This is a genomic window from Streptomyces sp. NPDC101118 (genome assembly GCF_044759445.1).
Classification (GTDB): Bacteria; Actinomycetota; Actinomycetes; order Streptomycetales; family Streptomycetaceae; genus Streptomyces.
This window is the reverse complement of record NZ_JBIVZG010000013.1, coordinates 109,924-134,015: the sequence shown is the minus strand read 5'-3', so window position 1 is coordinate 134,015 and position 24,092 is coordinate 109,924. Positions and strand designations below refer to the sequence as shown.

Below are 24,092 nucleotides of genomic sequence, written 5' to 3'. Positions count from 1 at the left end.
ACGTGAGCAGCAGGCCATCCCGAGGCGCTGCTCGCCTCGCAGCGATACTCGACGCACTGCCGGACGCGCTCCTGCTCGTCAACGCCAACGGCACGGTCGTCAACGCGAACTCCATCGCGCTCGAGGTCTTCGAGTCCCCCGGCACCGGTCTGGTCGGGCGCGGGCTCCTGTCGCTGCTGCCCGAGTTCGACTCCAAGCTGATCCCCGGTTCGATGCGCCGCCCCGGCGACGAGGAGCCCGGACGCACCAAGCCGAAGCGGATGACCGCGCGGCGCACGGACGGCAGCGAGTTCCCGGTCGAGGTCACCAGCGCGGGCCTGGAGGACGGCCGGGACGCGTACGCCGACCAGCACCGCTACACCGGCGATGAACTGCTCATGCTGGTCGTACGGGACCTTTCGGGCACCGTGGACACCGAGGCGGAGCTTGCCCGTTCGCAGCGGCAGACCGAGATGATCCTGCGCGCCGCGGCCGAGGGCGTCGTGGGCACGGACACCGACGGGCGCGTCGTCCTGGCGAACCCGGCCGCCGCGCAGATCCTCGGCTACCGCGCCACCGAGCTCGGCAACCGCGAGCTGCACTCGCTCGCGATCCACTCGCGCGCCGACGGCTCGCCGTTCCCGTACGAGGAGTCCCCGCTCGCCGACACCCTGCGCTCCGGTCGCAAGCACCGGGTGCGCGGCCAGGTGCTGTGGAACAAGGCCGGGCAGGCCGTGCCCGTCGACCTGACCACCTCGCCCGTCCGGGACGGGGACCAGCTGGTCGGCGCGGTGATGACGTTCACCGACCGGCGCCCCTACGACGCCCTGGCCGCCCGGCACGCCCAGCTGCTGGCCGTCCTCGGCGACGCGCTGCGCGGCCCGTTGGAGGAACTGCGCGGAGAGCTGGCCACGCTGGCGGCGGACGACGCCGGACAGCTGTGGCCCGAGGCGAACCAGCTGCTGCACCATCTGGCCGCCGGCTACTCCCGGATGACGACCCTGGTCGACAACGTGCTGGGCTTCCAGCGGCTCGACGCGGGCACGGAGAGGCTCGCCAAGAAGAAGGTGCTGCTCGACGGGGTCGTCGCGGCCGGTGTCGAGGGTGCCGTCGAGCTGATCGGGCCGGGACGGGCCCAGTTCGCCGTCCACGCGCCGACGATCGAGGCCGAGGTCGACGCGGACCGGCTGGCGACCGCCCTCGCCCACCTGGTCGCGGACGTGGCCGGGGTGGACTCCACCGGCAAGGCCCCGGTGGCCGCCGGGGGCTACATGGACTCCACGGTGGTCGTGGCCGCCGCGCAGCGCGGCAAGGTCGTACGGATCGAGGTCCGCGGCCCCTACTCCGGCGGGAACCCCGTGCACGAGCCGATCGTGCGGGGCATCGTCGCCGCGCACGGCGGAGTGCTGCAGACCGTCGAGGTGCCGGGTGCGCCGGGCGGCGCGTACGTGCTGGAGGTCCCGCTGGGCGCCGGCGCGGGCACCGTCACGCTGCCCGATCCGGAGCCCGAGCCCGCCGCTCCCGAGGAGCCGAAGGGCAAGCGGGCGCGGCGGGGCGTCGACGCCTTCCTGGAGGACGAGCCGCCGGCCCCCGCCGAGGGCGGTGCGCTGGAGCTGCCGTCCGGCCGCCGCCGGGCGGCAGCCGCGCCGGCCCCGGCCTCCGGTCCGGCCGAGCTGGCCCAGTCGCCCGTGAACCCCGCCGGTCTGGCGACCGGCCGGCGCCGGGGCCGCGCCGGTGACGAGGCCGAGGCGGGACCGCAGCTGCCCGCGCTCCCGGCGGCCGGCGGCGACGCGGTGCCCGCCGGTGGCAGCGGGCGGCGCCGGGCGCTGGCCCTGTCCTCCGGTGAGCCGGAGGCGCCGCAGGACGAACCCCGTGGCCGTCGCCGGGCCCTGGCTCCGCCGCAGCGGCCCGAACCTCCGCAGCCGGTGGCTCCGCCGGGCGGCTTCGCGCTGCCGGGCGGGCCTGCCGCCGCCGCTCCGACGGCGGTGCCGCCGAACGGTGTGGGGCCGGTGCCGCCGAACGGTGTCGGCCCGGTGCCGCCGAACGGTGTCGGCCCCGGCACGCGGGTGCCGGCCGGCTACAACGCGCCCCGCGTTGAGGGCGCCGACGGTACGAACGCCCCGGGCGCGCCGGTGGGTCCGGCCGGCGGTGTTCCCGTACCGCCCGGCCTCGCGGTGCCCGGTGGTCCTGCAACTCCCGACGTCCGGAACGCGGGTGGCCCGGCGGCCGCCCCCGCGCCGCAGGCGCCCCTCGGCCCGGTGCCGCCGGGCGCTCCGGTGCCCCCGGCCGGCATTCCGGTTCCGGGCGCGTCCGGGCCCGCCGGCGCTCCGGTGCCGCCCGGTGTTCCCGTACCGCCCGGTGTTCCCGTACCGCCCGGAACGCCCGTACCGCCCGGTGCCCAGGTGCCGCCCGGCGGGGGCTTCGCGCTGCCCGCCCAGCAGGCCGCCGGTACGCCCGCCGCGCCCGCCGGAGGCACCCCCGCGCCGGGCGTTCCGGTTCCGGGCGTCCCGGCCGACGGCACCCCCGCCCGCGGCATCCCGGTGCCGACGCAGCCGACCGCCGAGGCCGTCGAGGCCGACCGGGGCGCGCCGGTCGCCGCCGGTGCCGGGCAGCCCTCCGGGCGCCGGGCCCGCCGTGCCCTGGGCAGCCCGGACCAGGAGAGCCACGGCACCACGGCGGCCGAGGACGACCACACGCCCCCGCAGCCGCATCCGCTGCCCGAGGCGGGGACGGCCCCGGCGACCGGGCGGCGCCGCGCGCTGCCCGCCACCCCGGCCTGGCCGGTGCCCGCCGCGCGTACCGCCCCCGAGGACGCCCACGCCAGTGGTCCCGTACCGCTGCCCGGCGCCCGGCAGGCGCAGGACACCCCGGCCGGTCACATCAGCGTGCGCACGCTGGGGCAGGGCGTGGCCCTGGCCCAGCCGGCCGCCGCGGACACCCCGGCCCCCGCCGGCGCCCAGGACACCGGGTCGGGCCGGCGCCGCCGGCTGGCCGAGCAGTCCGAGCCCGGGCGCGCCTTCGCCATAGGAGCACCGGAGGCGGGCGCGGCCGAGGGCCCCGAGCCGCTCGACGGGCCCGGCGGGGCCGTCGAGGTGGTCAACCGGCCCGTGCCGCAGCCCGTGGACGACGAGCTGCCCCCCGAGCCGCTGGACAACCCGCGCCGCCTCCTGGTGTGGCCGGCGCCCGACGTGCAGACGCAGCAGGCGCTCAGCGACCGCGGCTACCGGCCGGTGATCGTGCACTCCCGCGAGGAGGTGGACGCGCAGATCGCCGCGTTCCCCGCCGCGCTGTTCGTCGACCCGCTCACCGGGCCGATCACCCGTACCGCGCTGCAGTCGCTGCGCCAGGCCGCGGTGGCCGCGGAGGTTCCGGTGCTGGTGACGGCCGGCCTCGGTCAGGCCACCCGCGAGGCCGCGTACGGCGCGGACCCGGCCGTACTCCTGAAGGCGCTGGCACCGCGTGACAGCGAGCAGCACCCGTCGCGCGTGCTGCTCATCGAGGAGCACGACGAGATCGCCGGGGCCCTGGCGGCCGCGCTGGAGCGGCGCGGCCTGCAGGTCGCTCGGGCCGGGGCGGACACCGACGCGGTCCAGTTGGCGACGCAGCTGCGGCCGAACCTGGTGGTGATGGACCTGATGCAGGTGCGCCGCCGCCGGGCCGGGATCGTGGACTGGCTGCGGGCGAACGGGCAGTTGAACCGCACCCCGCTGGTCGTCTACACCTCCGTCGGCATCGACAAGGACGACCTGTCGGGCCTGGCCTCCGGCGAGACGGTGCTCTTCCTGGCCGAGCGGTCGACGACCGCCGAAGTTCAGGGCCGCATCGTGGACCTGCTGGCCAAGATCGGTACGAATTAGCCACCCTGCTCCCATGGCGAAGACCTTGGGCAAGACGCAGGACGGCGTACCGGGCGGAGCCCGCGGCACGGCACGGACCGGGTCGCGGGAGGAGCTGCCCACGACCGTGCCCGCCGACAACGGCGAGGTGACGCTGCTGATCGCGCGGCAGGTGGAGCCGGGGTACGAGGCGGCCTTCGAGGAGTGGGCGCGCGGGATCCTGGAGACCGCGACGCACTTCGAGGGACACCTGGGGTACGGGCTGTTCCGCCCGGCGTCGGAGGGCGCGCCCTGGTTCCTCGTCCACCGGTTCGTGGACGACGCGGCCTTCGAGCGGTGGCAGGAGTCCCCCGAGCGGGCGCGCTGGTTCGCGAACTGCGAGGGCCACCACCACACCGAAATAGCCCGGCGGGAACTGACCGGCATGGAGACCTGGTTCGCGAAGCCGGGCACGACCCGGCCCGCGCCGCCCCGCTGGAAGATGGCGATCAGCTCGGGGCTGGCCATCTTCCCGATCTCGCTGGTGGGCAACGCGGTGCTCGGCCCGGTGCTGGTGGACCTGCACTTCGTGCTGCGCACGGCGGCCTTCGCCGCCGTGTTCAGCACCCTGATGACCTATGTGGCCATGCCGGCCGTGAGCAGACTGCTGCGGGGCTGGCTCAGCCCTTCGTGACCCCGGTCCGCGGGACCGTCGGGCCGAGCCTCGTCCCTGTGCCCGGCGGTCAGCCCTCGACCAGCGTGACCTCCAGCTCGCCGTCCGCGTACTGCTTGCGGATCACCTTCTTGTCGAACTTGCCGACGCTGGTCTTCGGGACGGCCGGGACGAGGGCCCAGCGCTCCGGCAGCTGCCACTTGGCGATCGACTCGCCGAGGAAGGTGCGCAGGGAGCTGTAGTCGACGGTGGCGCCCTCGGCGAGGACCACGGTGGCCAGCGGGCGCTCGCCCCACTTGTCGTCGGGGACGGCGACGACCGCCGCCTCGGCGACCTCGGGGTGGGCCATCAGCGCGTTCTCCAGCTCGACACTGGAGATCCACTCGCCGCCGGACTTGATGACGTCCTTGGCCCGGTCGGTCAGCGTCAGATAGCCGTCGGTGCTGATCACGCCGACGTCACCGGTCTTGAGCCAGCCGTCGGCGCTGAACTTGTCCTCGGGCCGGTGCGGTTCCCCGGAGGCCCCGCCGTAGTAGGAGCCTGCGATCCAGGTGCCGCGGACCTCCAGCTCGCCGGCCGACTCCCCGTCCCAGGGCAGGACGTCGCCGCCCGGGCCGATCAGGCGCGCCTCGACGCCGGCCGGGAAGCGGCCCTGCGTGATGCGGTACGGCCACTCCTCGTCCGCGCCGAGCCCGGCCGGGGGGTGGGCCATGGTGCCGAGCGGCGAGGTCTCGGTCATGCCCCAGGCGTGGCAGAGGCGGACGCCGAGCCGGTCGTACGCCTCCATCAGCGAGGGCGGGCAGGCCGAGCCACCGATCGTGACCTGCTTCATGCAGGAGATGTCGCGCGGGTTGGCGGACAGTTCGGCCAGCAGCCCCTGCCAGATGGTGGGTACGGCCGCGGCGTGCGTGGGCTGCTCGGCGACGATCATCTCGGCGAGCGGGCCCGGCTGGAGGAAACGGTCGGGCATCAGCATGTTGATGCCGGTCATGAAGGTCGCGTGCGGCAGGCCCCAGGCGTTGACGTGGAACTGCGGTACGACCACCAGGGTGGTGTCGGCGTCCGTCAGACCCATGGACTCGGCCATGTTGACCTGCATGGAGTGCAGGTAGATGGAGCGGTGGGAGTACACCACGCCCTTCGGGTCACCGGTGGTGCCGGAGGTGTAGCACATGGCCGCGGCCTGGCGCTCGTCCAGCTCGGGCCACGCGTACGCCTCCGGGCGGCCGGCCAGGAGCTCCTCGTAGTCGTGGACCCGGACGTTGAGTCCCTCCAGGCCGGAGCGGTCGCCGGGGCCGGCCACCACGACGTGCTCGATCGTGGGCAGGTGGGGGAGGAGCGGGACCAGCAGCGGCAGGAGGGTGCCGTTCGCGATGACGACCTTGTCGGCCGCGTGGTTCACGATGAAGACCAGCTGCTCCGGGGGGAGCCGCAGGTTGAGGGTGTGCAGCACCGCACCCATGGAGGGAATGGCGAAGTAGGCCTCGACGTGCTCCGCGTTGTTCCACATCAGGGTGGCGACGCGGTCGTCCTGCTGGACCCCGAGCTCGTCACGCAGGGCGTGGGCGAGCTGTCCGGCGCGGGCGCCGATCTCGGCGAAGCTGCGGCGGTGCGGCTCCGCCTCACCGGTCCAGGTGGTGACCTGGGAACGGCCGTGGATCGTCATCCCGTGCTTGAGGATGCGGGTCACCGTCAGCTGTACGTCCTGCATGGTGCTCAGCAAAGCGTCCTCCCGTGGGCGCTGCGCGGGCGGCAGAGTGGATGCTGCCGATTCTGCGCACGCGGCGCGCGGCCTGTCACTACCCGGGAGTACAAACGGCGACGGGAAAGCATGTGTGGTTCCGTGCACAGATCCGGCCTGCTCAGACGGTGCACGGCGCACAGCGGGGGACGTCACGTCACAGATGTTTCACGTGAAACGTCCGTTCGACCCGGCTGGGGTGTTTCACGTGAAACACCCGTGTGGGCCAGGCGGCCCCGGAGTCGGCGAACGTGGCCGCCGGAGCGGATCGGCGGACCGACTCAGCGGACCGGCGTCAGCTCCGGGTCCTCGCGCAGCTTGACCAGGGCGCGGGAGACGGCGCTCTTCACCGTGCCGACGGAGACCCCGAGCAGTTCGGCGGTCTGTGCCTCGCTGAGGTCCTCGTAGTAGCGCAGCACGACCATCGCGCGCTGCCGGTCGGGCAGCCGGGTGACCGCGCGCCACATCGCGTCGCGCAGCGCCTGGGCCTCGGCCGGATCGGCGGCGGGCAGCACCTCGGGCTCGGGCAGCTCGTCGCAGGCGAACTCGTCGACCTTGCGCTTGCGCCATTGCGAGGTCCGGGTGTTGACCAGGGCCCGGCGGACGTAGCCGTCGAGGGCGCGGTGGTCCTCGATGCGGTCCCAGGCCACGTACGTCTTGGTGAGCGCGGTCTGGAGCAGGTCCTCGGCGTCGCACGGGTTGGCGGTGAGCGAGCGCGCGGTCCGCATCAGCGCCGTGCCCCGGGTTCGTACGTACGACGAGAACGACGGGTAGGAGGCGGTCGTGCAGACAGGGGTGGTCATGTCTCAACGCTAGGAGCGGGCGGGCGCGCGGGGATCGGCCCGAAGTGCCGAAGCCGTGTCCGTCTCAGGTTGTAGGGGTGGGGCTCTCCCGACCTCCTGAAGGTGGAGGAGGCCGGGAGGGTCCCGGTGCCGTCAGCCGTCCGCGCCCAGGATCAGGCCCGAGGTGGGGACGCCCGTGCCCGCGGTCACCAGGGTGGTGGCGGCGCCCCGGACCTGGTTGACCGAGGTGCCCCGGAGCTGCCGGACGGCCTCGGCGATGCCGTTCATGCCGTGGAGGTACGCCTCGCCGAGCTGCCCGCCGTGGGTGTTGAGGGGGAGGGCGTCCGCGGCGACGTAGTCGGCCGCCTCGCCCGGGCCGCAGAAGCCGAACGCCTCCAGCTGCATCAGCACGAACGGCGTGAAGTGGTCATAGAGGATGCCGACGTCGATGTCGGAGGCCCGCAGCCCGCTGGTCCGCCACAACTGACGCGCGACCACGTCCATCTCCGGCAGGCCGGTGAGGTCGTCGCGGTAGAAGCTGGTCATGCCCTCCTGCCGGCGGCCCGCGCCCTGGGCGGCAGCGGTGATGACGGCCGGCTTCTGGCGCAGGTCCCGGGCGCGCTCGACCGAGGTGACGACCAGGGCCTGGCCACCGTCCGTCTCCTGGCAGCAGTCGAGCAGCCGCAGCGGCTCCACGATCCAGCGCGAGGCGGCGTGGTCGGCGAGCGTGATCGGCTTCCCGTGGAAGTAGGCGGCGGGGTTGTTGGCCGCGTGGCGGCGGTCGGTGACGGCGACGTGCCCGAAGGCCTCGGGCGTCAGGCCGTAGGTGTGCAGGTAGCGCTGTGCGGCCATGGCGACCCACGAGGCCGGGGTGAGCAGTCCCCAGGGCAGGGACCAGCCCAGTGCCGCTCCCTCCGCCGACGCCTCCCGGTGCTGCACGCCCGAACCGAAGCGGCGGCCCGAGCGCTCGTTGAAGGCCCGATAGCAGACCACGACGTCGGCGACTCCGGTCGCGACGGCGAGCGCGGCCTGCTGGACGGTGGCACAGGCCGCGCCGCCGCCGTAGTGGATGCGGGAGAAGAAGGACAGCTCGCCGATCCCGGCAGCCTGGGCGACGGTGATCTCGGGGCTGGTGTCCATCGTGAAGGTGACCATGCCGTCGACGTCGCCGGGCGTCAGGCCGGCGTCGTCCAGCGCCGCGTGCACGGCCTCGACGGCGAGCTTGAGTTCGGAGCGCCCGGAGTCCTTGGAGAACTCGGTGGCGCCGATCCCGGCGATGGCGGCGCGACCGCCGAGGGAGTCGCGGTTGCGGACGCTCATGCGCTCACCTCGGCCGTGACGGTACCGGTGACGTGGTGGCCGATGCCGTTCGCGCCGACAATCCTGATCTCCACCGTGCGGTCCTGGACGGCGGTGACCGTGCCGGTGAGCGTCATCGTGTCCCCGGGGTAATTGGGGGCGCCGAGGCGGATCGCGACCCTGCGGAGCACGGCGCGGGGGCCGAGGTGGTCGGTGACGTACCGGCCGACCAGGCCGTTCGTCGTCAGGATGTTCATGAAGACGTCCGGGGAGCCCTTCTCCCTGGCGAGCTCCGCGTCGTGGTGCACGTCCTGGTAGTCGCGGGAGGCGATCGCGCCGGCCACGATCAGCGTGCGGGTGACCGGTATCTCCAGCGGCGGCAGGGTGTCGCCGACCTTCATGCCTGCTCCTTCGCGGGGGTGGGGGCGGCGAGGACCGCGCCGAGTTCAGCCAGCAGCTCGGCGCCGCAGCCCAGGTGGGCGGCCAGCTGGCGGCCCCAGAGGAAGTGCCGGTGGACCGGGTGGTCCAGGTCGGCGCCCATGCCGCCGTGCAGGTGCTGGCCCGCGTGGACCACGCGGACGCCCGCCTCCGCCGCCCACCAGGCCGCGGTCAGCGCGTGCTCCCGGGCCGGCAACCCCGCGTCGGTGCGCCAGCCGGCCTCGTACGCCGTGACCCGGATGGCCTCGGTGTCCATGTAGGCGTCGGCGGCGCGCAGCATGACGCCCTGGTTCGTGGAGAGCGGGCGGCCGAACTGCTCCCGGGTCGAGGTGTACGCGACGGCCCGGGCCAGCGAGCCGGCGCACACGCCCGCCTGGAGGCCTGCGAATGCGGTGCGGGCGGTCGCGAGCACCTCGTCGTACGCGCCCGGGGCGCCGAAGGGCTCCGCCGCGGTGCCGTCCAGCGTGAGCCGTCCGGCGGCCCAGGGGGCGGTCGTCTCCACCGGCTCGGTCCGCGCGTCGGCGGTCCGTACGAGCCACAGCGCCCGGTCGTGGTCCGGGACCAGCACGTGCGTCGCGTCACGCAGCCAGGGCACGGCTGGGACCGTGCCGGTGAGCCGGCCGTCGGCGGCGCGGACCGTGCCCCGCGCGGGGAAGGCGCCGGTGGCCACGGCCGTGCCCTCGCCCAGGGCGGGCAGCAGCTCGGCGCGCTGCGCCGCGCTGCCGTGGCGGGTGAGGGCGAGGATCCCGTAGACGGCGGTGGCGGCGAGGGGGACCTGGGCGGTGGTGCGGCCCTGCTCCTCCAGCAGGAGGACCAGGCCGAGCAGGCCTACCTCCTCGACGGCGGCGACGAGCCCGGAGGTGCACAGGGCCTTCCAGAGCTCCGCGTCGGTGGCGGTGCCGGCGGCGCCCAGGCGCTCGTGGGTGGAGAGGTCGCCGAAGATCTGTGCGGCGAGCTCGGCGGCGGCGCGCTGCTCCTCGGTCGGCGTGAAGTCCATCAGCCTTCGCTCCCTCGGAAGACGGGCAGTTCGAGGTCGTCGTCCACGCGCAGGAACTCCAGCCGGACGGGCATGCCGATGCGGACCTTGTCGTAGGGGACGCCGGTGATGTTGCTGATGATCCGGACGCCCTCGGCGAGTTCGACCAGGCCCACCGCGTAGGGCGGGTCGAAGGCCGGGAAGGGCGGGTGGTGCATGACGACGTACGAGAACACCGTGCCGGCGCCTCCGGCCTCGACCGTGTCCCAGTCCGGGGAGCCGCAGGCGTTGCACCCCGGCAGCCAGGGGAAGCGGAGGGTCCCGCAGCCGGTGCAGCGCTGGATGAGCAGCCGGTGCTCCCGGACCCCGTCCCAGAAGCCCTGGTTGTCGCGGTTGACGACGGGGCGGGGGCGGCGGGGCCGGGCCGCGTCCTCCGGGGCGTTCTGGGCGGTCCCGGTCTGGGCGGTCCCGGTCTGGGCGGTCCCGGTGGCCTGGGCCGCCTGGGCCGCCTGGGCCTTCGGGCGTGCGGGGGCGTACTTGAGGATGCGGAAGCGGTGGGTGCCGGCCGGTTCGCCGCCGGCGCGGACGTCCGTGCGGGTGGTCACGAAGTGCCCGCTGCCCAGCTTGGTCGTCTTGAGCGGGGACACGGACTCGATCACCGCGTGGAAGGTGATCTCGTCTCCGGGCCGCAGCGGACGCAGGTACTCCTGCTCGCAGTCGGTGGCGACGACCGACGTGTAACCGGCGGCGTCCAGCAGCGCGAACAGCTCGTCGTAGGCGGAGGACCGGTCGGTGTGGCCGGACAGCCCGCCCATCGTCCAGGCCTGGAGCATGGTGGGCGGGGCGATGGCGTCGGCCCCGGTGTACGCGGGGTTGGTGTCGCCCATCGCCTCGCACCAGTGGCGGATCATGGCCGGGTTGACGGGGTCCTTGCCCCGGCCCGATTCCGCCGCGGGCCTGCCCTCGAACTCCTTGAGGAGGTCGTGGAGGCCGTCGGGGCCGCCCTCTCCCTCCTGCGCGTACACCGCGCGCTCCCCGCCGCTCACCGCTTCCTCCCCTTCATGCCGAGCCGCATCATGGCGACGATCTCCCGCTGGACCTCGCTCACTCCGCCGCCGAAGGTGTTGATCTGGGCGGCGCGGTTCATGCGCTCCAGCTCCCCGTCGGCGGTCGACCCCGGTGATCCGGCCCGGATGAGGCCGGCCTCGCCCGTGATCTCCTGGCAGATCCGGTAGACCTCGACGGTGGACTCGGTGCCCAGGAACTTCACCCCGCTCGCGTCCCCCGGGGCCAGGGTGCCCGCGCCCACGTCCTGGACGAGGCGCCAGTTGAGCAGCCGTACCGCGGCGAGCCGGGCGTGCGCCTCCGCCAGCCGGGACCGCACCCAGGGGCGGTCGGCCGGGCGCTCGCCGGTGACCGGGTCGGGGGTGCGCGCGTGGGCGAGCGCGGCCTCGTAGAACTCCTCGGACTGCATCCCGATGGCGGCCAGTGCGACGCGCTCGTGGTTGAGCTGGTTGGTGATCAGGCCCCAGCCCTGGTTCTCGGCGCCGACGAGGTTGGTGGCGGGGACGCGGATCCCGTCGTAGTACGTGGCGGTCGTGGTGAGGCCGCCGACGGTGTCGATCGGGGTCCAGGAGAAGCCTGGGTCCTCGGTGGGGACGAGGATGATCGATATGCCCTTGTGCTTGGGCGCGTCGGGGTCGGTGCGGCAGGCGAGCCAGATCCAGTCGGCGTTCTGGGCGTTGGAGGTGAAGATCTTCTGGCCGTCGACCAGCCAGTTCTCCCCCTCGCGGACGGCCCTGGTGCGCAGCGAGGCGAGGTCGGTGCCGGCCTCGGGCTCGCTGTAGCCGATGGCGAAGACGATCTCACCCCTGAGGATCCGGGGGAGGAAGTAGGCCTTCTGCTCGTCGGTCCCGTACTTCATCAGGGTCGGGCCGACGGTGTTGAGCGTGACCATCGAGACGGGCGCGCCCGCGCGGTACGCCTCGTCGAAGAAGACGAACTGCTCGTCGGGGCCGCGACCCTGGCCGCCGTACTCCACGGGCCAGCCGAGGCCGAGCAGCCCGTCCGCGCCGATCCGGCGCAGGAGTGCGCGCTGGCGCTCGGGGTCGTCGGCCGGAGGGGGGCCTTCCGGCATCAACTCACGGAAGTACGAGCGCAGTTCCGCGCGCAGGGACAGCTGCTGCTCGGTCGGGGCGAGGTGCACGGCGGGCGGCCTCCCGGACGTACGGGTGTGGGTTTCTGACTCTCCGTCAGATCCCGTACGACTGTCAAGGAGTCTCCCCGTCCGGCAGCCCCGGAGCATGCGGGAACGGGTACGCGGAAACGCCCGCGGGACCGGACCCCAGCCAGTCCGGTCCCGCAGGCGCTCACGACTGGGACAGGGCTACCACCAGGGGTGGAAGTTGACCGCCACGTTGGAGTTGTTCTGGTGGATCGCGGTGAACGCGGAACCGTTCACCTGAGCCGTGTTGTTCTGGTTGGAGGCACCGGAGCCGGTCGCGACCTGCTGCGAGGTGGACGAGTTGCCGTTGTTGTCGCCACCCACGCCACTGCCGAGGATGCCCGCGACGCTCGCGTTCGATCCGTTGTCCGCGTACGAGCCGACGCCGATGTCGGCCTGCGCGACGCCGGTGAAGAGAGCGGCGGCGAGGGGCAGCGAGGCTACGGCGGCGATGACGCGGGCGGTACGGATGCTTGCCATGTTCTTGATCCTCCAGGGAGCGTAAGTACGGTGTGGCACAAGGCAGTTGGCCGACCGCCTTGCCGTCTTTCCGTGCTGACGACGTCGCGAGACCAGAGTTGCCCACCGAATCCCCGGCGAACCACCCCGTTGTCCCTGATTCCCTCTCAAGCATGAGCAACATCGGATAAACCCCGGTCACGCCCCCAAACCGGCACTTCCTGGGCGGTCGAGACCTCGAAACCCTTGTGCCGCAAGAGGTGAAGCGTTCCGCCGGCGTCCTGCTCCCAGGGCCTCGGCGCTCGCCCCGGCATGGCTCCGGGCGACCGCCTGCCGACCGCGTCCCGTCAGGGATGCGCCCCCTGTGCGCCCCGGCGCACCGCTAGGCGGTCAGTTCGTACCGCTCCGCGTCGGACGACACACCCGAGCTGCTGCGGCGCACCGCGGGGGAGGCGCCGTGGGCCTCGGCGCGGATCCGCTGCTTGATGGTCGGGGGCAGCGCGGTGCGGCCGGCGCGGGAGCGGCGGGAGCGCCGGGAGGAGGGGAACCGTACGGAGGGGACGGCGGCGGCGCGGGCCGCGGGGGCCGGGGCGACGGCTGCCGCCTGCGCGCTGCGCGACCGTCCTCGGAAGAGACCGAGGAGAACGGCGGCGACGGCGGCGAAGAAGGCGGTCCAGAACGAGGTGGCACGGCTGCTGGTCATGACTGCTCCTCGGGTCCCAAATTCCGACGGGCGGATCTGCATACATTCGTCATGATGTGCCCGCAACCCGCAGCCCTCCTGCCACCACCCCGATCTTCCGACAAACACCACCCGCCTGGCCCCACCCGCCCCTCCGGCCCCTGCCCGCGGTCTCCGCGCTCGGACCGGGACCCGGCTGGGCAGGCGGATCCGGGGCGTTGCGGCGATCATCGAATGGAGTCGGTGGCGTCGGAACGGCAGCAGGGCTGCGGGCGGGCGGATGGTCGTATGTGCCTGGAGAGATCGATGGTGGACGGACTCCTCGTCAGCGGCCGGGGCGTCAGATGAGCGCGGGCGGGGGCGGCGGGTCCACTGGCGGGGGCCCCGCGGCGACGGCCAGGGGCGTGCTGACGGCGACCTGCGTCTCGGCCTTCGTCGTGAACGCGAACACCTCCGCAGTCAGCATCCTCCTGCCCGCCATCAGCGAGGACACCGGCGCCTCCCTGGCCACCCTCCAGTGGGCCGTGACGGGATATTCGCTGGTCGGCGCGGCCGTCATCGTCACCTCGGGGGCGCTGGGCGACATCTTCGGCCGTCGCCGGATCTTCATCGGCGGCCTGCTGCTGTTCGTGGTCTCGTGCGTGCTGATCGCACTGGGCGACGGTGCCGGCGCCGTGATCGGCGGCCGCGCGGTGCAGGGCGCGGCCGGCTCGACGATCCTGGCCTGTGGGCTCAGCCTGCTGTCGGCCAACTCCTCGGGCGAGGCACAGATGCGCTCGGTGTCCCTCTGGGGCGCCGCCTCGGCCGCCGGCGCCGCCGCGGGACCCCTGCTCGGCGGCGTGCTCGTCGACGTCACGGGCTGGCAGGGCCTGTTCTGGATCGACGCGGCGATCGCGGCCGCCTGCGTGCCGCTGACCCTGCGCACCGTCCCGGAGTCCCGCGACCCCTCGCGTCCCCGCTCCGTGGACCTGGCCGGAACGGCACTGGTCGCCGCCGTCCTCGTCCCGTTCGTGTTCGCGGTGACCGAGGGCGCGGACTGGGGCTGGCTCAGCCTCCCGACCCTGGTCTGCTTCGCGGTCTCGGCCGTGGCGGTCGTCGGTTTCGTGCTGGTCGAGAAGCGCGTACGCACCCCTCTGATCGACCTGGCGCTGCTGCGCAACAAGTTCCTGGTCGGTTCGAGCGTCGCCATCCTGGTCGTCGCCGGCTGCATCAACGCCGTCATGTACGTGTGCAGCCTCTACTTCCAGAACCCCGACGGCCTGGGCATGTCACCGCTGGAGGCGGGCGTGGCCACGCTGCCCGCCGCGGCCGGCATCGTGGTGACCGCGCCGCTGATCACGCGGTTCGTCGACAGACTGGGCGCGCGCAGGGTGATCGCGGGCGGGTTCGGGATCGCGACCGTGGCACTCGCGGTGTTCGCCTTCGTGACCGCGTCCTGGGAGTACGCGACGTTCGTCGTGCCCCTGGTCGTGCTCGCCGTCGGCCTGGGGCTGGCCAACGGTCCCTCGTCGTCCGTGGCCACCGCCTGCGTCACGGACGACCAGGTCGGCGCCGCCTCCGGCATCTCCAACATGGGCCGCTACGTCGGCGCGGCCGTCCTCACCGCCGTCACCGCGGCCCTCTTCAGCTCGGTCTACGCCCACCAGTACGCGAGCGGCACGGCCGCGGCGGACGCCCTCGCGGCCGGGTTCTCCCGCGCCGCCATCGGCCTCGCCCTGTTCTGCGCGTTCGGCGTCGCCCTGGCCCTCCTGGTCGGCCGCATCCGCCCCACGGGCCCGACCACCCCCGCCCACTACGCGGCAGCGGCGGCAGCCACGGCCCACACCATCCCCACCGGCCCGCCGGACCGCCCGACCGACACCCCACCGGCCTGAACGAAGAAGGGGCGCCCCTCCGCGAGGGGCACCCCTTCTGACCAGCCACTTCGGTGACCTGTGGCGGTGGGTGTGGGATTTGAACCCACGGTGGCTTGCGCCACGACGGTTTTCAAGACCGTTCCCTTAGGCCGCTCGGGCAACCCACCCGTGCGCCGCCGGTGGGGCGGAGCGGGCTACAGCCTAACGGGTCCGGGGAGGGTCTTGGGGGCTCAGGAGGTCTGGGCCGTGTTGTAGATCGCCTGCGCCTCGGCGCCGAAGTACGGGCCGAACATGCGGTTGGGGAGGAAGGTGTAGCCGAAGCTGTTCACCGAGACCTGGAGGCCGGTGCCCGTCGACTCGTTGAAGTTCGAGAACCAGGGGCCGCCGCTGGAGCCGCCCGTCATGTTGCAGCCCAGGCTGTGGTCCTTCGAGAACAGGAAGTCCTTGCCGCTGCTGCCCGAGCAGTAGACCAGCTTGGACCCGTCGTACGGGGAAGCCGCCGGGAAGCCGAAGGCGTACATCGGCTTGTTGTAGCCGCCGTTGAACTGGATGCCCTGGGCCCCGACGACCGCGCTGAGCTTCTGTCCGTTCAGCGGCGCGACCACCGCCAGGCCGACGTCGTAGTTGATGTCCTCGCTGGCCACCCACTGGGGGGTCGCGAAGGTCTTCGTCGCCGACCACTGGCCGTAGGGCGCGTTCCCGTTGTCGTACGCCGGCACGAAGACCCAGTTGGTGTGCCACGCGCCCTGGTACTTCACGCAGTGCCCGGCGGTGATCACCGTGCTGCCGTTCTGGCTGGTGACCGAGTCGCCCGAGCAGGAGGCCGTACGACCCTGGAAGGTGAAGAACACGCGGCCCGAGGTGCGTACGACCGCCCCGCCGCCCGTCCACGCGCCGCCCGCCTGCGGGAACGCGGTCGGAGAGGCGACGGCGGTCGCCGGGGTGGGGGCGATCGTGGTCGGTACGCCCGTGGTCTTCGGGGTCCTGAGGGCCGTCCCCGGCGCGAGCGTCAGGTCCAGCGGCTTTGCAGCGCGCATCCGTTCGGCCGTCCAGAAGCCCGCGGTGTGCTGCGGGCGGAAGGACGTGGGCGCATCGGCGGCACCGGCCGGCGCGGCCGAGACGATGCCCGCGATCAGTGCGCCGGCGGCGAGCAGGACGGATGCGGCAGTGCGATGGCGTCTCACGCATGACTCCTTCGGCCGTGCCCGGTGGCCGGAGCGGTCCGGGCAGGGTGGGGGATGAAGAGCGGTGCGGATCGGCGTGCGGTACTGCGCTCGGCAGCGTGCCACGGCGACGCGCCGCTTGTCAGGTGCGCGTCGTCTCAGTCTTTGAGATCCGGCCAGGGATTGGCCGGATCTCCGTGGTCATACGGTCAGCAGGACGCCCGCGTACGAGACCCCGGCGACGACCACCCAGGCACTCAGCCCCAGCAGCGCCGCCCGGCCACCCGTCCGCACCAGCGTCGGCAGGTGCACCGCGCTCCCCAGCCCGAACAGCGCGGCGGCCAGCAGCCCCTCCTGGGCACGGTGGGCCACCTCCAGCGCGAGCGGCGGCAGCACTCCCGTCGCCCGGACGAGCGCGGCGACCAGGAAGCCCGCCACGAACAGCGGCACCGGCGCCGGACGCTTGCCCGAAGCCGTACGCACCCCTGCCCGCCGGGCCCGCATCGCAAAGGCCACCGCGGCCACCAGCGGGGCGAGCATCGCCACCCGCATCAGCTTGACCAGCACCGCCTCCCCCAGCGCCCCCGCCCCCGCGGTCTGCGCCGTGGCCACCACCTGGCCGACGTCGTGCACGCTGGCCCCCACCCACCGGCCGAAGGCCAGGTCCCCGAGCCCCAGCGGTGCCTGGAGCAGCGGCAGTACGGCGATCGCCAGGGTCCCGCACAGCGTCACCAGCGCCACGGACGCGGCCACGTCCTCCTCATCGCTCCCGGACACCTCGCTCACCGCACCGATGGCGGAGGCCCCGCAGATCGAGTACCCCGTCGCGATCAGCAGCGGCTGGTCCCCCCGCAGCCCGAGCCGCCGGCCCAGCCACAGGGTGCCGAAGAAGGTGGCCGCCACCACCGCGAACACCATCGCGACCGTGCCCCACCCGAGCCGCAGCACCTGGTCCAGCCCGAGCCCGAGGCCGAGCAGCACGATGCCGATGCGCATCAGCCGGCGCCCCGCCAGGGAGAGCCCGGGCCTGCCACGGCCCCGTACGAAGCCCCGCGCCCGCGGCAGATGGGCGGCCGCGATCCCCAGAACCACCGCAGCGGTCAGCATCGGCACGGCGGGCACCAGCTCGTGCACCCCGAAGGCCAGCGCCGCGCCCAGCACCGCGGTCAACAGCCCTGGCCAGCTTCGTGTTTCACGTGAAACAACCGCGGGCAACCGGCCGGACGCTTCGGTGCGCGGACGGTTCAGCAGCGCCATCAGTCGGCCGGGAGGGTGTAGACGCGGCGGACGCTGCTGCCCAGGCGGGCTATGTCGGCGCCGTACACGTGGATGGATATCGCGGTCGACGTACAGGAGTTGCGCACCTTGTGGATGTCACCGGGCGGCGCGAAGCCGCAGACCTCGCCCTGACCGTTGACCACTTCCTCGGTCGCGACCAGCCGGGCGGCCGTGCCCGCCCCGGGCGCCAGCCGGTAGCGCCGCTCGCTCTCCTGGCCCTGATGGACCCCGGCGACGCACCACGACACGTGGTCGTGGATCGCGGTCTCCTGACCGGGCAGCCAGACCAGCGCCACCACCGAGAAGCTGCCGTCCGCCTCGGCGTGCACGATGTGCTGCCGGTAGCGGTCGGGGTCACCTTCCTGCTGTTCCGTGGTGAGCAGGTCCTCCGCGCCCAGGTGGGGCGCCAGCCGCTCACCGACCAGGTACGCGGTGAGGTCGGGGGCCAGGCCGCGGTCGGCGACCGTGCGGATCTCACCGATCAGGGCGGCCATCCGCGCGGTGACGCGGGCCGCGGGCCGGTAGGCCGGGGATGCCGTGGTGATGGTCATGAGGGCAGCGTCCTGCGGCCCTTCCATCACGTCCAACGCCAGTTTTGACCTGAAGTCCCAAGCAGTGCTTATGGATCCGGGGCGCCCGGGCTCAGCAGCCGACCCGGTTCGACGCCACCCGGCGCAGCTCCTCCAGGACCACCGAGGTCGCGGGGATCTTCAGGTGGTCGGCGTGGACGTATGCGGAGATGTGCCGGCGCGCGGCGGGCTGGAGCGCACGCCCGCAGACCCTGCTCAGCGAGAGTGACGGCAGGACCAGGGCCGGGGTCATCGCCACGCCCAGCCCCTGGGCGACCAGGCTCTGCACCACCAGGTTGTCGTCCGTCGCGAACACGATGTCGGGGACGAAGCCCAGCTCGGCGCACTCGTGCAGCAGGTTCGCGCGGCAGCGCGGGCAGCCCGCTATCCACTTCTCCTCGGCGAGGTCCGCGAGGTGCACGGTCCTGCGCCGGGCCAGCCGGTGCCCGTGCGGCAGCAGGACGGTCAGCTGGTCCTCCAGCAGCCGGACCTCGGTGACCTCTTCCGGCACCTCCTCGTGCAGCCCGGGGTAGGTGAAGGCCAGGGTGATGTCGCACTCGCCCCGCTGGAGCCGGTGCAGGGAGTCCGGCGGCTCGCCCTCCAGCAGCTCGACCGTGATGCCGGGATGGTCCTTGGCCAACCGGCTCAGGGCCTCCGGCACCAGGGTGGCGTTGGCGCTGGGGAAGCCGCACAGGCGCACGCGGCCGGTGCGCAGGCGCGCGTACGCCTTCATCTGCTGCTGGGCGGCGGAGAGGCTGCCGAGGATGGTCTCCGCGTGCCGGGCCAGGGACTGTCCGGCGTCCGTGAGCTGCATCCGCCGGCCGACCCGGGTGAACAGCGGGGTGCCGACGGCGCGTTCGAGAGCCTTCATCTGCTGGGTGACCGCAGGCTGGGTATAGCCCAGCGCACGGGCGGCCGCCGAGTAGGAGCCGGCCGTCACGACCTCGTGGAATGTCCTGATGTGCCGCGAATCGAACACGCCCGAAGCATAAGCGGACGTTGGGAGGGGCCGTAGGCGGATTCCCGCCCACGGCCCCTCCACTTCAGGACCGGCTCCGGCCCGGGGCCGGAGGAGAGCGCCTAGCTGTCGCCCTCCCGGGCTCCCAGGACCAGGTCGACGGTGCTGCTCCGGCCGTCGCGGACGTACGTGACCTTGACGGTGTCGCCCGGCTTGTGGGTCCAGATCTCGCTGATCAGGGTCGGGCCGCTGTCGATCGGCTTGCCGTCGAGCTGCGTGATCACATCACCGGGCTTCAGACCCGCCTTGGCGGCCGGACCGTTGGGGCCCACCGGGGCGGCGCCGCCCACACCCTGCTCCGAGATCTTCGCGCCGTCGGCCCGGGCCTGGAGGTCCACCGAGGCATCGATGATCGGGTAGACCGGCTTGCCGGTCTTGATCAGCTGCTGCGCGACGTTTTTGGCCTGGTTGATCGGGATGGCGAAGCCGAGGCCGATCGAGCCCGACTGGGACGCGCCGAAGCCGCCGCTGCCCGCCGACTGGATCGCGGAGTTGATGCCGATGACCGCGCCACGGCCGTCGAGGAGCGGGCCGCCCGAGTTGCCGGGGTTGATCGAGGCGTCCGTCTGCAGGGCGCTCATGTACGAGTTCTTGCCGCCACCGCCGTCGCCGGAGGCCACCGGCCGGTTCTTGGCGCTGACGATGCCCGTGGTCACCGTGTTCGAGAGGCCGAAGGGCGCGCCGATGGCGATCGTGGAGTCGCCGACCGCGACCTTGTCGGAGTCACCCAGGGGGAGCGGGGCCAGCCCGGCGGGCGGGTTCTTCAGCTTGAGCACGGCGACGTCGTAGCCCTGGGCCCGGCCGATCACCTCGGCGTCGTACTTACGGCCGTTGGAGAAGGTCGCGGAAAGCTTTCCGCCGTTCGCCGCGGAGGCCACCACGTGGTTGTTGGTGAGGATGTGGCCCTGCTGGTCGTAGATGAAGCCGGTGCCGGTGCCGCCCTCGCCGTCACCGGCCTGCGCCTCGATCGTGACGACGCTCGGCAGCGCCCGGGCGGCCAGGCCCGCGATCGAGTTCGGCTCGCGCTTGAGGTCCTTGGGGGTCTCGCCGGCCGCGATGGTGGTGGAGGTGATCTCCCCGTCGTTGCGCTCGGCTGCCCAGTAGCCGATGCCGCCGCCGATGCCGCCCGCGAGCAGGGCCGCAGCCAGCACCGCCGCGACCAGGCCGCCGCGGCCCTTGGGCTTGGGGGCGGGGGCCGGGTGGACGCCCCAGACGGGGGCTCCGCCGCCCGCGCCTCCGGCGCCGTACGCCGGCACGGCCGGGGGAGGCGGCGGCCAGCCCGCGGCATTGTGGGCGGCCGGAGCAGCGTGCGCCGCGGGGGCGCCCGGCGCGACGGGGGTGGGCGGGGTGGGCGGCATCTGCTGGGTCGCCGCCGGGGTGGGTGCCATCTGCTGGGTCGGAGCCTCCGGTGCCGGGCTGGGCGGCAGCTGCTGCGTCGGAGCCTCCGGTGCCGGCTCGGGGGCAGGAGCGGCCGGCACGGGGGGTGCGGACGGGGCCGCGGGGGGCTGCTGGGCCGCGTTGCCCTCGTTCTCGGTGCTCACGGCTCTCTCCTCGTCAAACACGGTCTGTCGGGTACGGTCAGGCTGCGCACGTTCCCGGGCAAAGCTTTTCCCATGGTCTGTCAGAGCACTGTAAGCCGGACCTGTGCATCCGACGCCGATCTTTATCTCCGGCATTTCCGGCACCGTCCCCCGTCCGGGGCCGCGCCGCACCCCCCTCTGATGGCACCATGACGCGGTGACCCACGCACCGCACCCGACCGACACGCGGCCCATCCAGGTCGTCGCCCACCGCGGCGCCTCGGAGGAGGCTCCCGAGCACACGCTGGCCGCGTACCGCATGGCCGTCGAGCAGGGTGCCGACGCCCTGGAATGCGACGTGCGGCTGACCGCGGACGGCCACCTCGTGCTGGTCCACGACCGCCGCGTCAACCGCACCTCGAACGGCCGCGGAGCGGTCTCCGCGCTGGAGCTCGCGGATCTCGCCGCGCTCGACTTCGGGTCGTGGAAGGACCGTGAGGAGTCGCCGGACTGGGACGCCGAGGAGGCGGGGGAGCCCGACCCGGAGCGCACGTCGGTGCTCACCCTGGAGCGGCTGCTGGAGCTGGTCGCGGACGCGGGGCGGCCGGTGGACCTGGCGATCGAGACCAAGCACCCGACGCGCTGGGCCGGTCAGGTGGAGGAGCGGCTGCTCTTCCTGCTCAAGCGGTTCGGCCTGGACGCGCCCCCGGCCGGCGGCCACTCGCCGGTCCGGATCATGAGCTTCTCGGCCCGCTCCCTGCACCGCGTGCGGGCGGCGGCACCGACCATCCCCACCGTGTACCTGATGCAGTTCATCTCGCCGCGCATGCGCGACGGCCGGCTGCCCGCGGGTGTACGGATCGCCGGCCCGGGCATGCGGATCGTGCGGAACCACCCCGGGTTCGTGAAGCGGCTCCAGGCACAGGGCCACTCGGTGCACGTCTGGACCGTGAACGAGCCGGAAGACGTTCAGCTCTGCGCTGATCTGGGTGTAGAAGCGATCATTACGAATCGCCCCGGGCGGGTTCTGTCCCAACTCGGGCGCTAATCACATGGGTTGCACCCCCCACTTCCGTGACGGGGTGTGCCCCGGCGCATCCGCTCCGCATTCGGTCGTCATGAATGCGTCAGAGGCCTCCGCCTGCGCGGTTTCCGGTCCAGGCCATTGGGGCATCCAGACCATGGCGTGGGGCTAAGGAGGTTCCGGGGGTGGCGTTGGTGGTGGCACAGGAAGTGCCCACGTCGTCGAGCATGGCCGTACCCCATGGTCCTGCGGGCGTGGGAGAGGCGAGACACCGGATGCGCGCACAGCTGCGCCTCAGCGGGGTGTCCGAATCGGTCGTCGACGATGCAGTCCTGATCCTTTCCGAACTGCTCAGCAACGCCTGCCGGCACGGCAGGCCGCTGGGCTCGGGCGAGGTCGGAGACGGCGACGTAAGGGCCGCTTGGCGGGTCGACGGCCGGGGCCGTCTGACGGTCGAGGTCACGGACGGGGGCGGTCCCACCCGGCCCGTTCCCTCGACGCCCTCGGTCACCGCGCGCGGCGGCCGCGGGCTGAACATCATCAGTGCGCTCGCCCAGGACTGGGGCGTGCGCGACGGTGCGGCGGGCGAGGTCACGGTGTGGGTGACCGTCGCGGCAGGACACCGTCACGAGGATTTCGCTACGCGCGTCACCGCGCCGGCGCTGGACTTCATATCGGCCATCGCGGCCCTGGAAGATCTGGAGTCCTGTCCGCTGACCCGGGACGGCTGACGACGGACCCGGTACGGGACCGGACCCGAGGCACGCGTTCCGCTTCCAGCCATCCCGGAGATCCCGGCACGAACGGCTAGGCTCGCGCCGACAGAGCCTCAGCACGACGCCACAACCGGGAGACACCCACGATGGCCAAGAAGCGCCCGCAGACCAAGGGACCCCAGTCCACGGCCGGAAAGCCGCAGCTCACGGATGGCGAGATCCCCGTGGTGGGCGCCCGGGAGCCCTGCCCGTGCGGCTCCGGCCGCCGCTACAAGGCCTGTCACGGGCGGGCCGCGGCACACGCCGTGACCGAGCTCGTCCAGCGCCCGTTCGAGGGACTGCCGGGCGAGTGCGACTGGGTCGCGCTGCGCGAGCTGGTGCCGGCCGCGACCGTGCCGCTCTCCCTCAAGGGCGGGCTGCCCGAGGGCGTGCCGTCGGTGACGCTGGCGACGGTACTGCCGATGGCGTGGCCCGCGCTGCGCCGCGAGGACGGTTCGGTGCTGCTCGGTTTGCAGAACGACACGTCTTCGGGTGACCTCGGACGGGATCTCGCCGACACCCTGGAGCGCGCTCTCGCCACGGAACCGGGTAATCCGGTTTCTCCCCGGCGCGTGCCCGCCGAGGGGCCCCGACTTCAGGATCTCCTCGACCCCGAGGGCGTTTTCGAGCCGGTTGTGCACACCGGATTCGAATTCTGGATTCCGGACACGGAGAACGCCACGAACGCCTCTCCTGAGGTCGCCGCCTCGCTGGAACGCGCCAACGCCGCCGCCATCCCCACCGTCAAGCTGACCGGCGTGGACGCCGCCTACTGGTGCGAGACGCCGGAGAAGAACCACCTCCGCTGGGTCATGCCGCACGCCGAGGAGAAGCTGCTGGACGCGCTGGCGCGACTGCACGCGGCGGGCGAGACCTCGATCGGCGAGGGCACCCGCCTGGTCGGCTCCTTCCGGGCCCACGGCCTGATGGTGCCGGTGTGGGACCTGCCCACCGGGGTCACTGCGGCGGACGTCGAGAAGCCGGCGGCCGAGTTCGCGGAGCGGCTGGCGAACGCCCTGGCCACGGACGCCCCGCTGACTCCCGAGGAGCGCCGGGCGCGCGGCGGACTCACCAACCGCCAGGTGACGCTCAGCTGATCAGCGGGCGTCAGCAGTCCGACCAGCCGGTTTGGTGACTCGGGTCACAACTCCCGCTAATGGTCGGCAAATCGGTGTCCGAATATCCGAGATCGAATTTGCGAACACGCGATCTCTTGTTACCGTTCTTGTAGCCCGGTCGCTGGTGCATCCCCCGTCGCCAGCGACCGGGCCCTTCCATTTCAACGCTCGGTCACGGGTTCCGAGTTGCTGCCGGCCCGGAGCAACAGCGGGCCGTTCACATCCGGTACGGCAAATTCCGCCACCGCCGAGTACTCCTCCAGCCCCCGCCCGCGCGCCTGCGCCGTCCCGGCCGGAGCCTCCTTGGGCGTCTCGCAGGTCCCCGGTTCGTCCCCCGCGGTGAGCGGGCAGCGGATCTGCACGGTCCGCCCGACCGGACCCATCAGCGTGAGTACGGCGTCCAGCGGGTGCCCCGTCGCGTTGCGGTAGTACGTTCGCGCCCAGACCCGGCCCGCCTCGCCCAGCACGCAGGTCTGGGCCTCCACGCCCTCGGGGGAGGAGAGTTCCGGTCCGCACCGGGTGTCGGTCTCGGGGGCCTTCGGCTCCGGCCGGGCACCGTCCGCCCGGGCCCCGCCCCCGCGCTCGTCGTCGCGCAGCCCGAGCGAGGTGAGGAGCCCGCCCCGCCCCTCGTCGGACAGCGGCCCTGCCGTCGCCGCGGCGAGCGGCAGCGCCAGGGCGATCAGCACACCGACGCCGATGCCGGTCAAGCGGAGGTTCATCCGG

Annotated in this window: 21 protein-coding genes and 1 tRNA gene; 6 read left to right on the top strand and 16 right to left on the bottom strand. The window is 73.2% G+C overall.

The window, feature by feature from the left end; genetic code table 11:
• The first annotated feature begins 2 nt into the window (after positions 1-2).
• Together ACIQUQ_RS21575 and ACIQUQ_RS21570 are read left to right on the top strand one after the other, a co-directional pair.
• Positions 3-3,836 carry a PAS domain-containing protein gene (locus ACIQUQ_RS21575; protein WP_403978142.1) on the top strand — a complete coding sequence of 1,278 codons (3,834 nt, stop codon included), beginning with the start codon at positions 3-5 and terminating at the stop codon, positions 3,834-3,836.
• 13 nt (positions 3,837-3,849) lie between these two features.
• A complete protein-coding gene (locus tag ACIQUQ_RS21570; RefSeq protein WP_403978138.1) occupies positions 3,850-4,488 on the top strand; it encodes an antibiotic biosynthesis monooxygenase in 639 nt (212 codons plus the stop codon).
• Between the two features lie 49 nt (positions 4,489-4,537).
• Here ACIQUQ_RS21570 and ACIQUQ_RS21565 read toward each other — a convergent pair whose 3' ends face one another.
• From ACIQUQ_RS21565 to ACIQUQ_RS21525, 9 genes are all read right to left on the bottom strand, one after another.
• Positions 4,538-6,190 (bottom strand): long-chain fatty acid--CoA ligase, encoded by a 1,653-nt coding sequence (locus tag ACIQUQ_RS21565; protein WP_403978135.1) that lies wholly within the window; start codon positions 6,188-6,190, stop codon positions 4,538-4,540.
• 299 nt (positions 6,191-6,489) lie between these two features.
• Positions 6,490-7,011 carry a SigE family RNA polymerase sigma factor gene (locus ACIQUQ_RS21560; RefSeq protein ID WP_403978133.1) on the bottom strand — a complete coding sequence of 174 codons (522 nt, stop codon included), beginning with the start codon at positions 7,009-7,011 and terminating at the stop codon, positions 6,490-6,492.
• 132 nt (positions 7,012-7,143) lie between these two features.
• Positions 7,144-8,310 carry a lipid-transfer protein gene (locus ACIQUQ_RS21555; RefSeq protein WP_403978131.1) on the bottom strand — a complete coding sequence of 389 codons (1,167 nt, stop codon included), beginning with the start codon at positions 8,308-8,310 and terminating at the stop codon, positions 7,144-7,146.
• Positions 8,307-8,690 carry a MaoC family dehydratase gene (locus ACIQUQ_RS21550; RefSeq protein WP_403978128.1) on the bottom strand — a complete coding sequence of 128 codons (384 nt, stop codon included), beginning with the start codon at positions 8,688-8,690 and terminating at the stop codon, positions 8,307-8,309. Before ACIQUQ_RS21550 ends, ACIQUQ_RS21555 begins: the two co-directional genes overlap by 4 nt.
• Complete coding sequence (locus tag ACIQUQ_RS21545) at positions 8,687-9,724, bottom strand: acyl-CoA dehydrogenase family protein (RefSeq protein ID WP_403978125.1); 1,038 nt, start codon at positions 9,722-9,724, stop codon at positions 8,687-8,689. The genes ACIQUQ_RS21550 and ACIQUQ_RS21545 overlap by 4 nt, the downstream gene beginning before the upstream one ends.
• Positions 9,724-10,728, bottom strand: a complete 1,005-nt coding sequence (locus ACIQUQ_RS21540; protein WP_403978328.1) for a bifunctional MaoC family dehydratase N-terminal/OB-fold nucleic acid binding domain-containing protein — start codon at positions 10,726-10,728, stop codon at positions 9,724-9,726. Before ACIQUQ_RS21540 ends, ACIQUQ_RS21545 begins: the two co-directional genes overlap by 1 nt.
• A gap of 17 nt (positions 10,729-10,745) precedes the next feature.
• Positions 10,746-11,909 carry an acyl-CoA dehydrogenase family protein gene (locus tag ACIQUQ_RS21535; RefSeq protein ID WP_403978122.1) on the bottom strand — a complete coding sequence of 388 codons (1,164 nt, stop codon included), beginning with the start codon at positions 11,907-11,909 and terminating at the stop codon, positions 10,746-10,748.
• 180 nt (positions 11,910-12,089) lie between these two features.
• Positions 12,090-12,407, bottom strand: a complete 318-nt coding sequence (locus tag ACIQUQ_RS21530) for a hypothetical protein (RefSeq protein WP_399944316.1) — start codon at positions 12,405-12,407, stop codon at positions 12,090-12,092.
• Between the two features lie 361 nt (positions 12,408-12,768).
• Positions 12,769-13,089 carry a DUF6344 domain-containing protein gene (locus ACIQUQ_RS21525; protein WP_403978119.1) on the bottom strand — a complete coding sequence of 107 codons (321 nt, stop codon included), beginning with the start codon at positions 13,087-13,089 and terminating at the stop codon, positions 12,769-12,771.
• A 383-nt stretch (positions 13,090-13,472) separates the two neighbouring features.
• Between ACIQUQ_RS21525 and ACIQUQ_RS21520 the strand changes: the two genes are divergently transcribed.
• Positions 13,473-14,942, top strand: a complete 1,470-nt coding sequence (locus ACIQUQ_RS21520; protein WP_403978116.1) for an MFS transporter — start codon at positions 13,473-13,475, stop codon at positions 14,940-14,942.
• Between the two features lie 61 nt (positions 14,943-15,003).
• Here the strand turns inward: ACIQUQ_RS21520 and ACIQUQ_RS21515 are convergent.
• The 6 genes from ACIQUQ_RS21515 to ACIQUQ_RS21490 form a co-directional block, all read right to left on the bottom strand.
• A tRNA-Ser gene (locus tag ACIQUQ_RS21515) sits at positions 15,004-15,091 on the bottom strand.
• A gap of 63 nt (positions 15,092-15,154) precedes the next feature.
• On the bottom strand, positions 15,155-16,108 hold the full coding sequence (locus ACIQUQ_RS21510) for a trypsin-like serine peptidase (RefSeq protein ID WP_403978113.1): 954 nt from the start codon (positions 16,106-16,108) through the stop codon (positions 15,155-15,157).
• 180 nt (positions 16,109-16,288) lie between these two features.
• The gene (locus ACIQUQ_RS21505; RefSeq protein ID WP_403978110.1) at positions 16,289-17,344 is read right to left on the bottom strand and encodes a YeiH family protein; all 1,056 of its coding nucleotides are present in this window, start codon (positions 17,342-17,344) and stop codon (positions 16,289-16,291) included.
• On the bottom strand, positions 17,344-17,916 hold the full coding sequence (locus tag ACIQUQ_RS21500; protein WP_403978107.1) for a cysteine dioxygenase: 573 nt from the start codon (positions 17,914-17,916) through the stop codon (positions 17,344-17,346). The genes ACIQUQ_RS21505 and ACIQUQ_RS21500 overlap by 1 nt, the downstream gene beginning before the upstream one ends.
• 91 nt (positions 17,917-18,007) lie before the next feature.
• Positions 18,008-18,913 (bottom strand): LysR substrate-binding domain-containing protein, encoded by a 906-nt coding sequence (locus ACIQUQ_RS21495; RefSeq protein WP_403978105.1) that lies wholly within the window; start codon positions 18,911-18,913, stop codon positions 18,008-18,010.
• 101 nt (positions 18,914-19,014) lie between these two features.
• Positions 19,015-20,493: a S1C family serine protease gene (locus ACIQUQ_RS21490; RefSeq protein WP_403978102.1), complete on the bottom strand. Its 1,479-nt coding sequence runs from the start codon at positions 20,491-20,493 to the stop codon at positions 19,015-19,017.
• Positions 20,494-20,689: 196 nt separating this feature from the next.
• Here ACIQUQ_RS21490 and ACIQUQ_RS21485 point away from each other — a divergent pair, with 196 nt between their 5' ends.
• From ACIQUQ_RS21485 to ACIQUQ_RS21475, 3 genes are all read left to right on the top strand, one after another.
• Positions 20,690-21,520 carry a glycerophosphodiester phosphodiesterase gene (locus ACIQUQ_RS21485; RefSeq protein WP_403978099.1) on the top strand — a complete coding sequence of 277 codons (831 nt, stop codon included), beginning with the start codon at positions 20,690-20,692 and terminating at the stop codon, positions 21,518-21,520.
• Between the two features lie 74 nt (positions 21,521-21,594).
• Positions 21,595-22,227, top strand: coding sequence for an ATP-binding protein (locus tag ACIQUQ_RS21480; protein WP_399944287.1), 633 nt, complete (start codon positions 21,595-21,597; stop codon positions 22,225-22,227).
• A 131-nt stretch (positions 22,228-22,358) separates the two neighbouring features.
• A complete protein-coding gene (locus ACIQUQ_RS21475; protein WP_403978096.1) occupies positions 22,359-23,348 on the top strand; it encodes a DUF5926 family protein in 990 nt (329 codons plus the stop codon).
• Positions 23,349-23,530: 182 nt separating this feature from the next.
• Here the strand turns inward: ACIQUQ_RS21475 and ACIQUQ_RS21470 are convergent, their stop codons facing one another.
• Complete coding sequence (locus ACIQUQ_RS21470) at positions 23,531-24,088, bottom strand: hypothetical protein (RefSeq protein WP_403978093.1); 558 nt, start codon at positions 24,086-24,088, stop codon at positions 23,531-23,533.
• Positions 24,089-24,092 lie beyond the last annotated feature (4 nt).

Coding starts and splice junctions, on each gene's coding strand:
- ACIQUQ_RS21570 (WP_403978138.1), top strand. CDS start 3,850: ATGGCGAAGACCTTGGGCAAGACGCAGGACGGCGTACCGGGCGGAGCC.
- ACIQUQ_RS21560 (WP_403978133.1), bottom strand. CDS start 7,011: ATGACCACCCCTGTCTGCACGACCGCCTCCTACCCGTCGTTCTCGTCG.
- ACIQUQ_RS21555 (WP_403978131.1), bottom strand. CDS start 8,310: ATGAGCGTCCGCAACCGCGACTCCCTCGGCGGTCGCGCCGCCATCGCC.
- ACIQUQ_RS21550 (WP_403978128.1), bottom strand. CDS start 8,690: ATGAAGGTCGGCGACACCCTGCCGCCGCTGGAGATACCGGTCACCCGC.
- ACIQUQ_RS21545 (WP_403978125.1), bottom strand. CDS start 9,724: ATGGACTTCACGCCGACCGAGGAGCAGCGCGCCGCCGCCGAGCTCGCC.
- ACIQUQ_RS21530 (WP_399944316.1), bottom strand. CDS start 12,407: ATGGCAAGCATCCGTACCGCCCGCGTCATCGCCGCCGTAGCCTCGCTG.
- ACIQUQ_RS21525 (WP_403978119.1), bottom strand. CDS start 13,089: ATGACCAGCAGCCGTGCCACCTCGTTCTGGACCGCCTTCTTCGCCGCC.
- ACIQUQ_RS21505 (WP_403978110.1), bottom strand. CDS start 17,344: ATGGCGCTGCTGAACCGTCCGCGCACCGAAGCGTCCGGCCGGTTGCCC.
- ACIQUQ_RS21500 (WP_403978107.1), bottom strand. CDS start 17,916: ATGACCATCACCACGGCATCCCCGGCCTACCGGCCCGCGGCCCGCGTC.
- ACIQUQ_RS21480 (WP_399944287.1), top strand. CDS start 21,595: ATGCGTCAGAGGCCTCCGCCTGCGCGGTTTCCGGTCCAGGCCATTGGG.
- ACIQUQ_RS21475 (WP_403978096.1), top strand. CDS start 22,359: ATGGCCAAGAAGCGCCCGCAGACCAAGGGACCCCAGTCCACGGCCGGA.
- ACIQUQ_RS21470 (WP_403978093.1), bottom strand. CDS start 24,088: ATGAACCTCCGCTTGACCGGCATCGGCGTCGGTGTGCTGATCGCCCTG.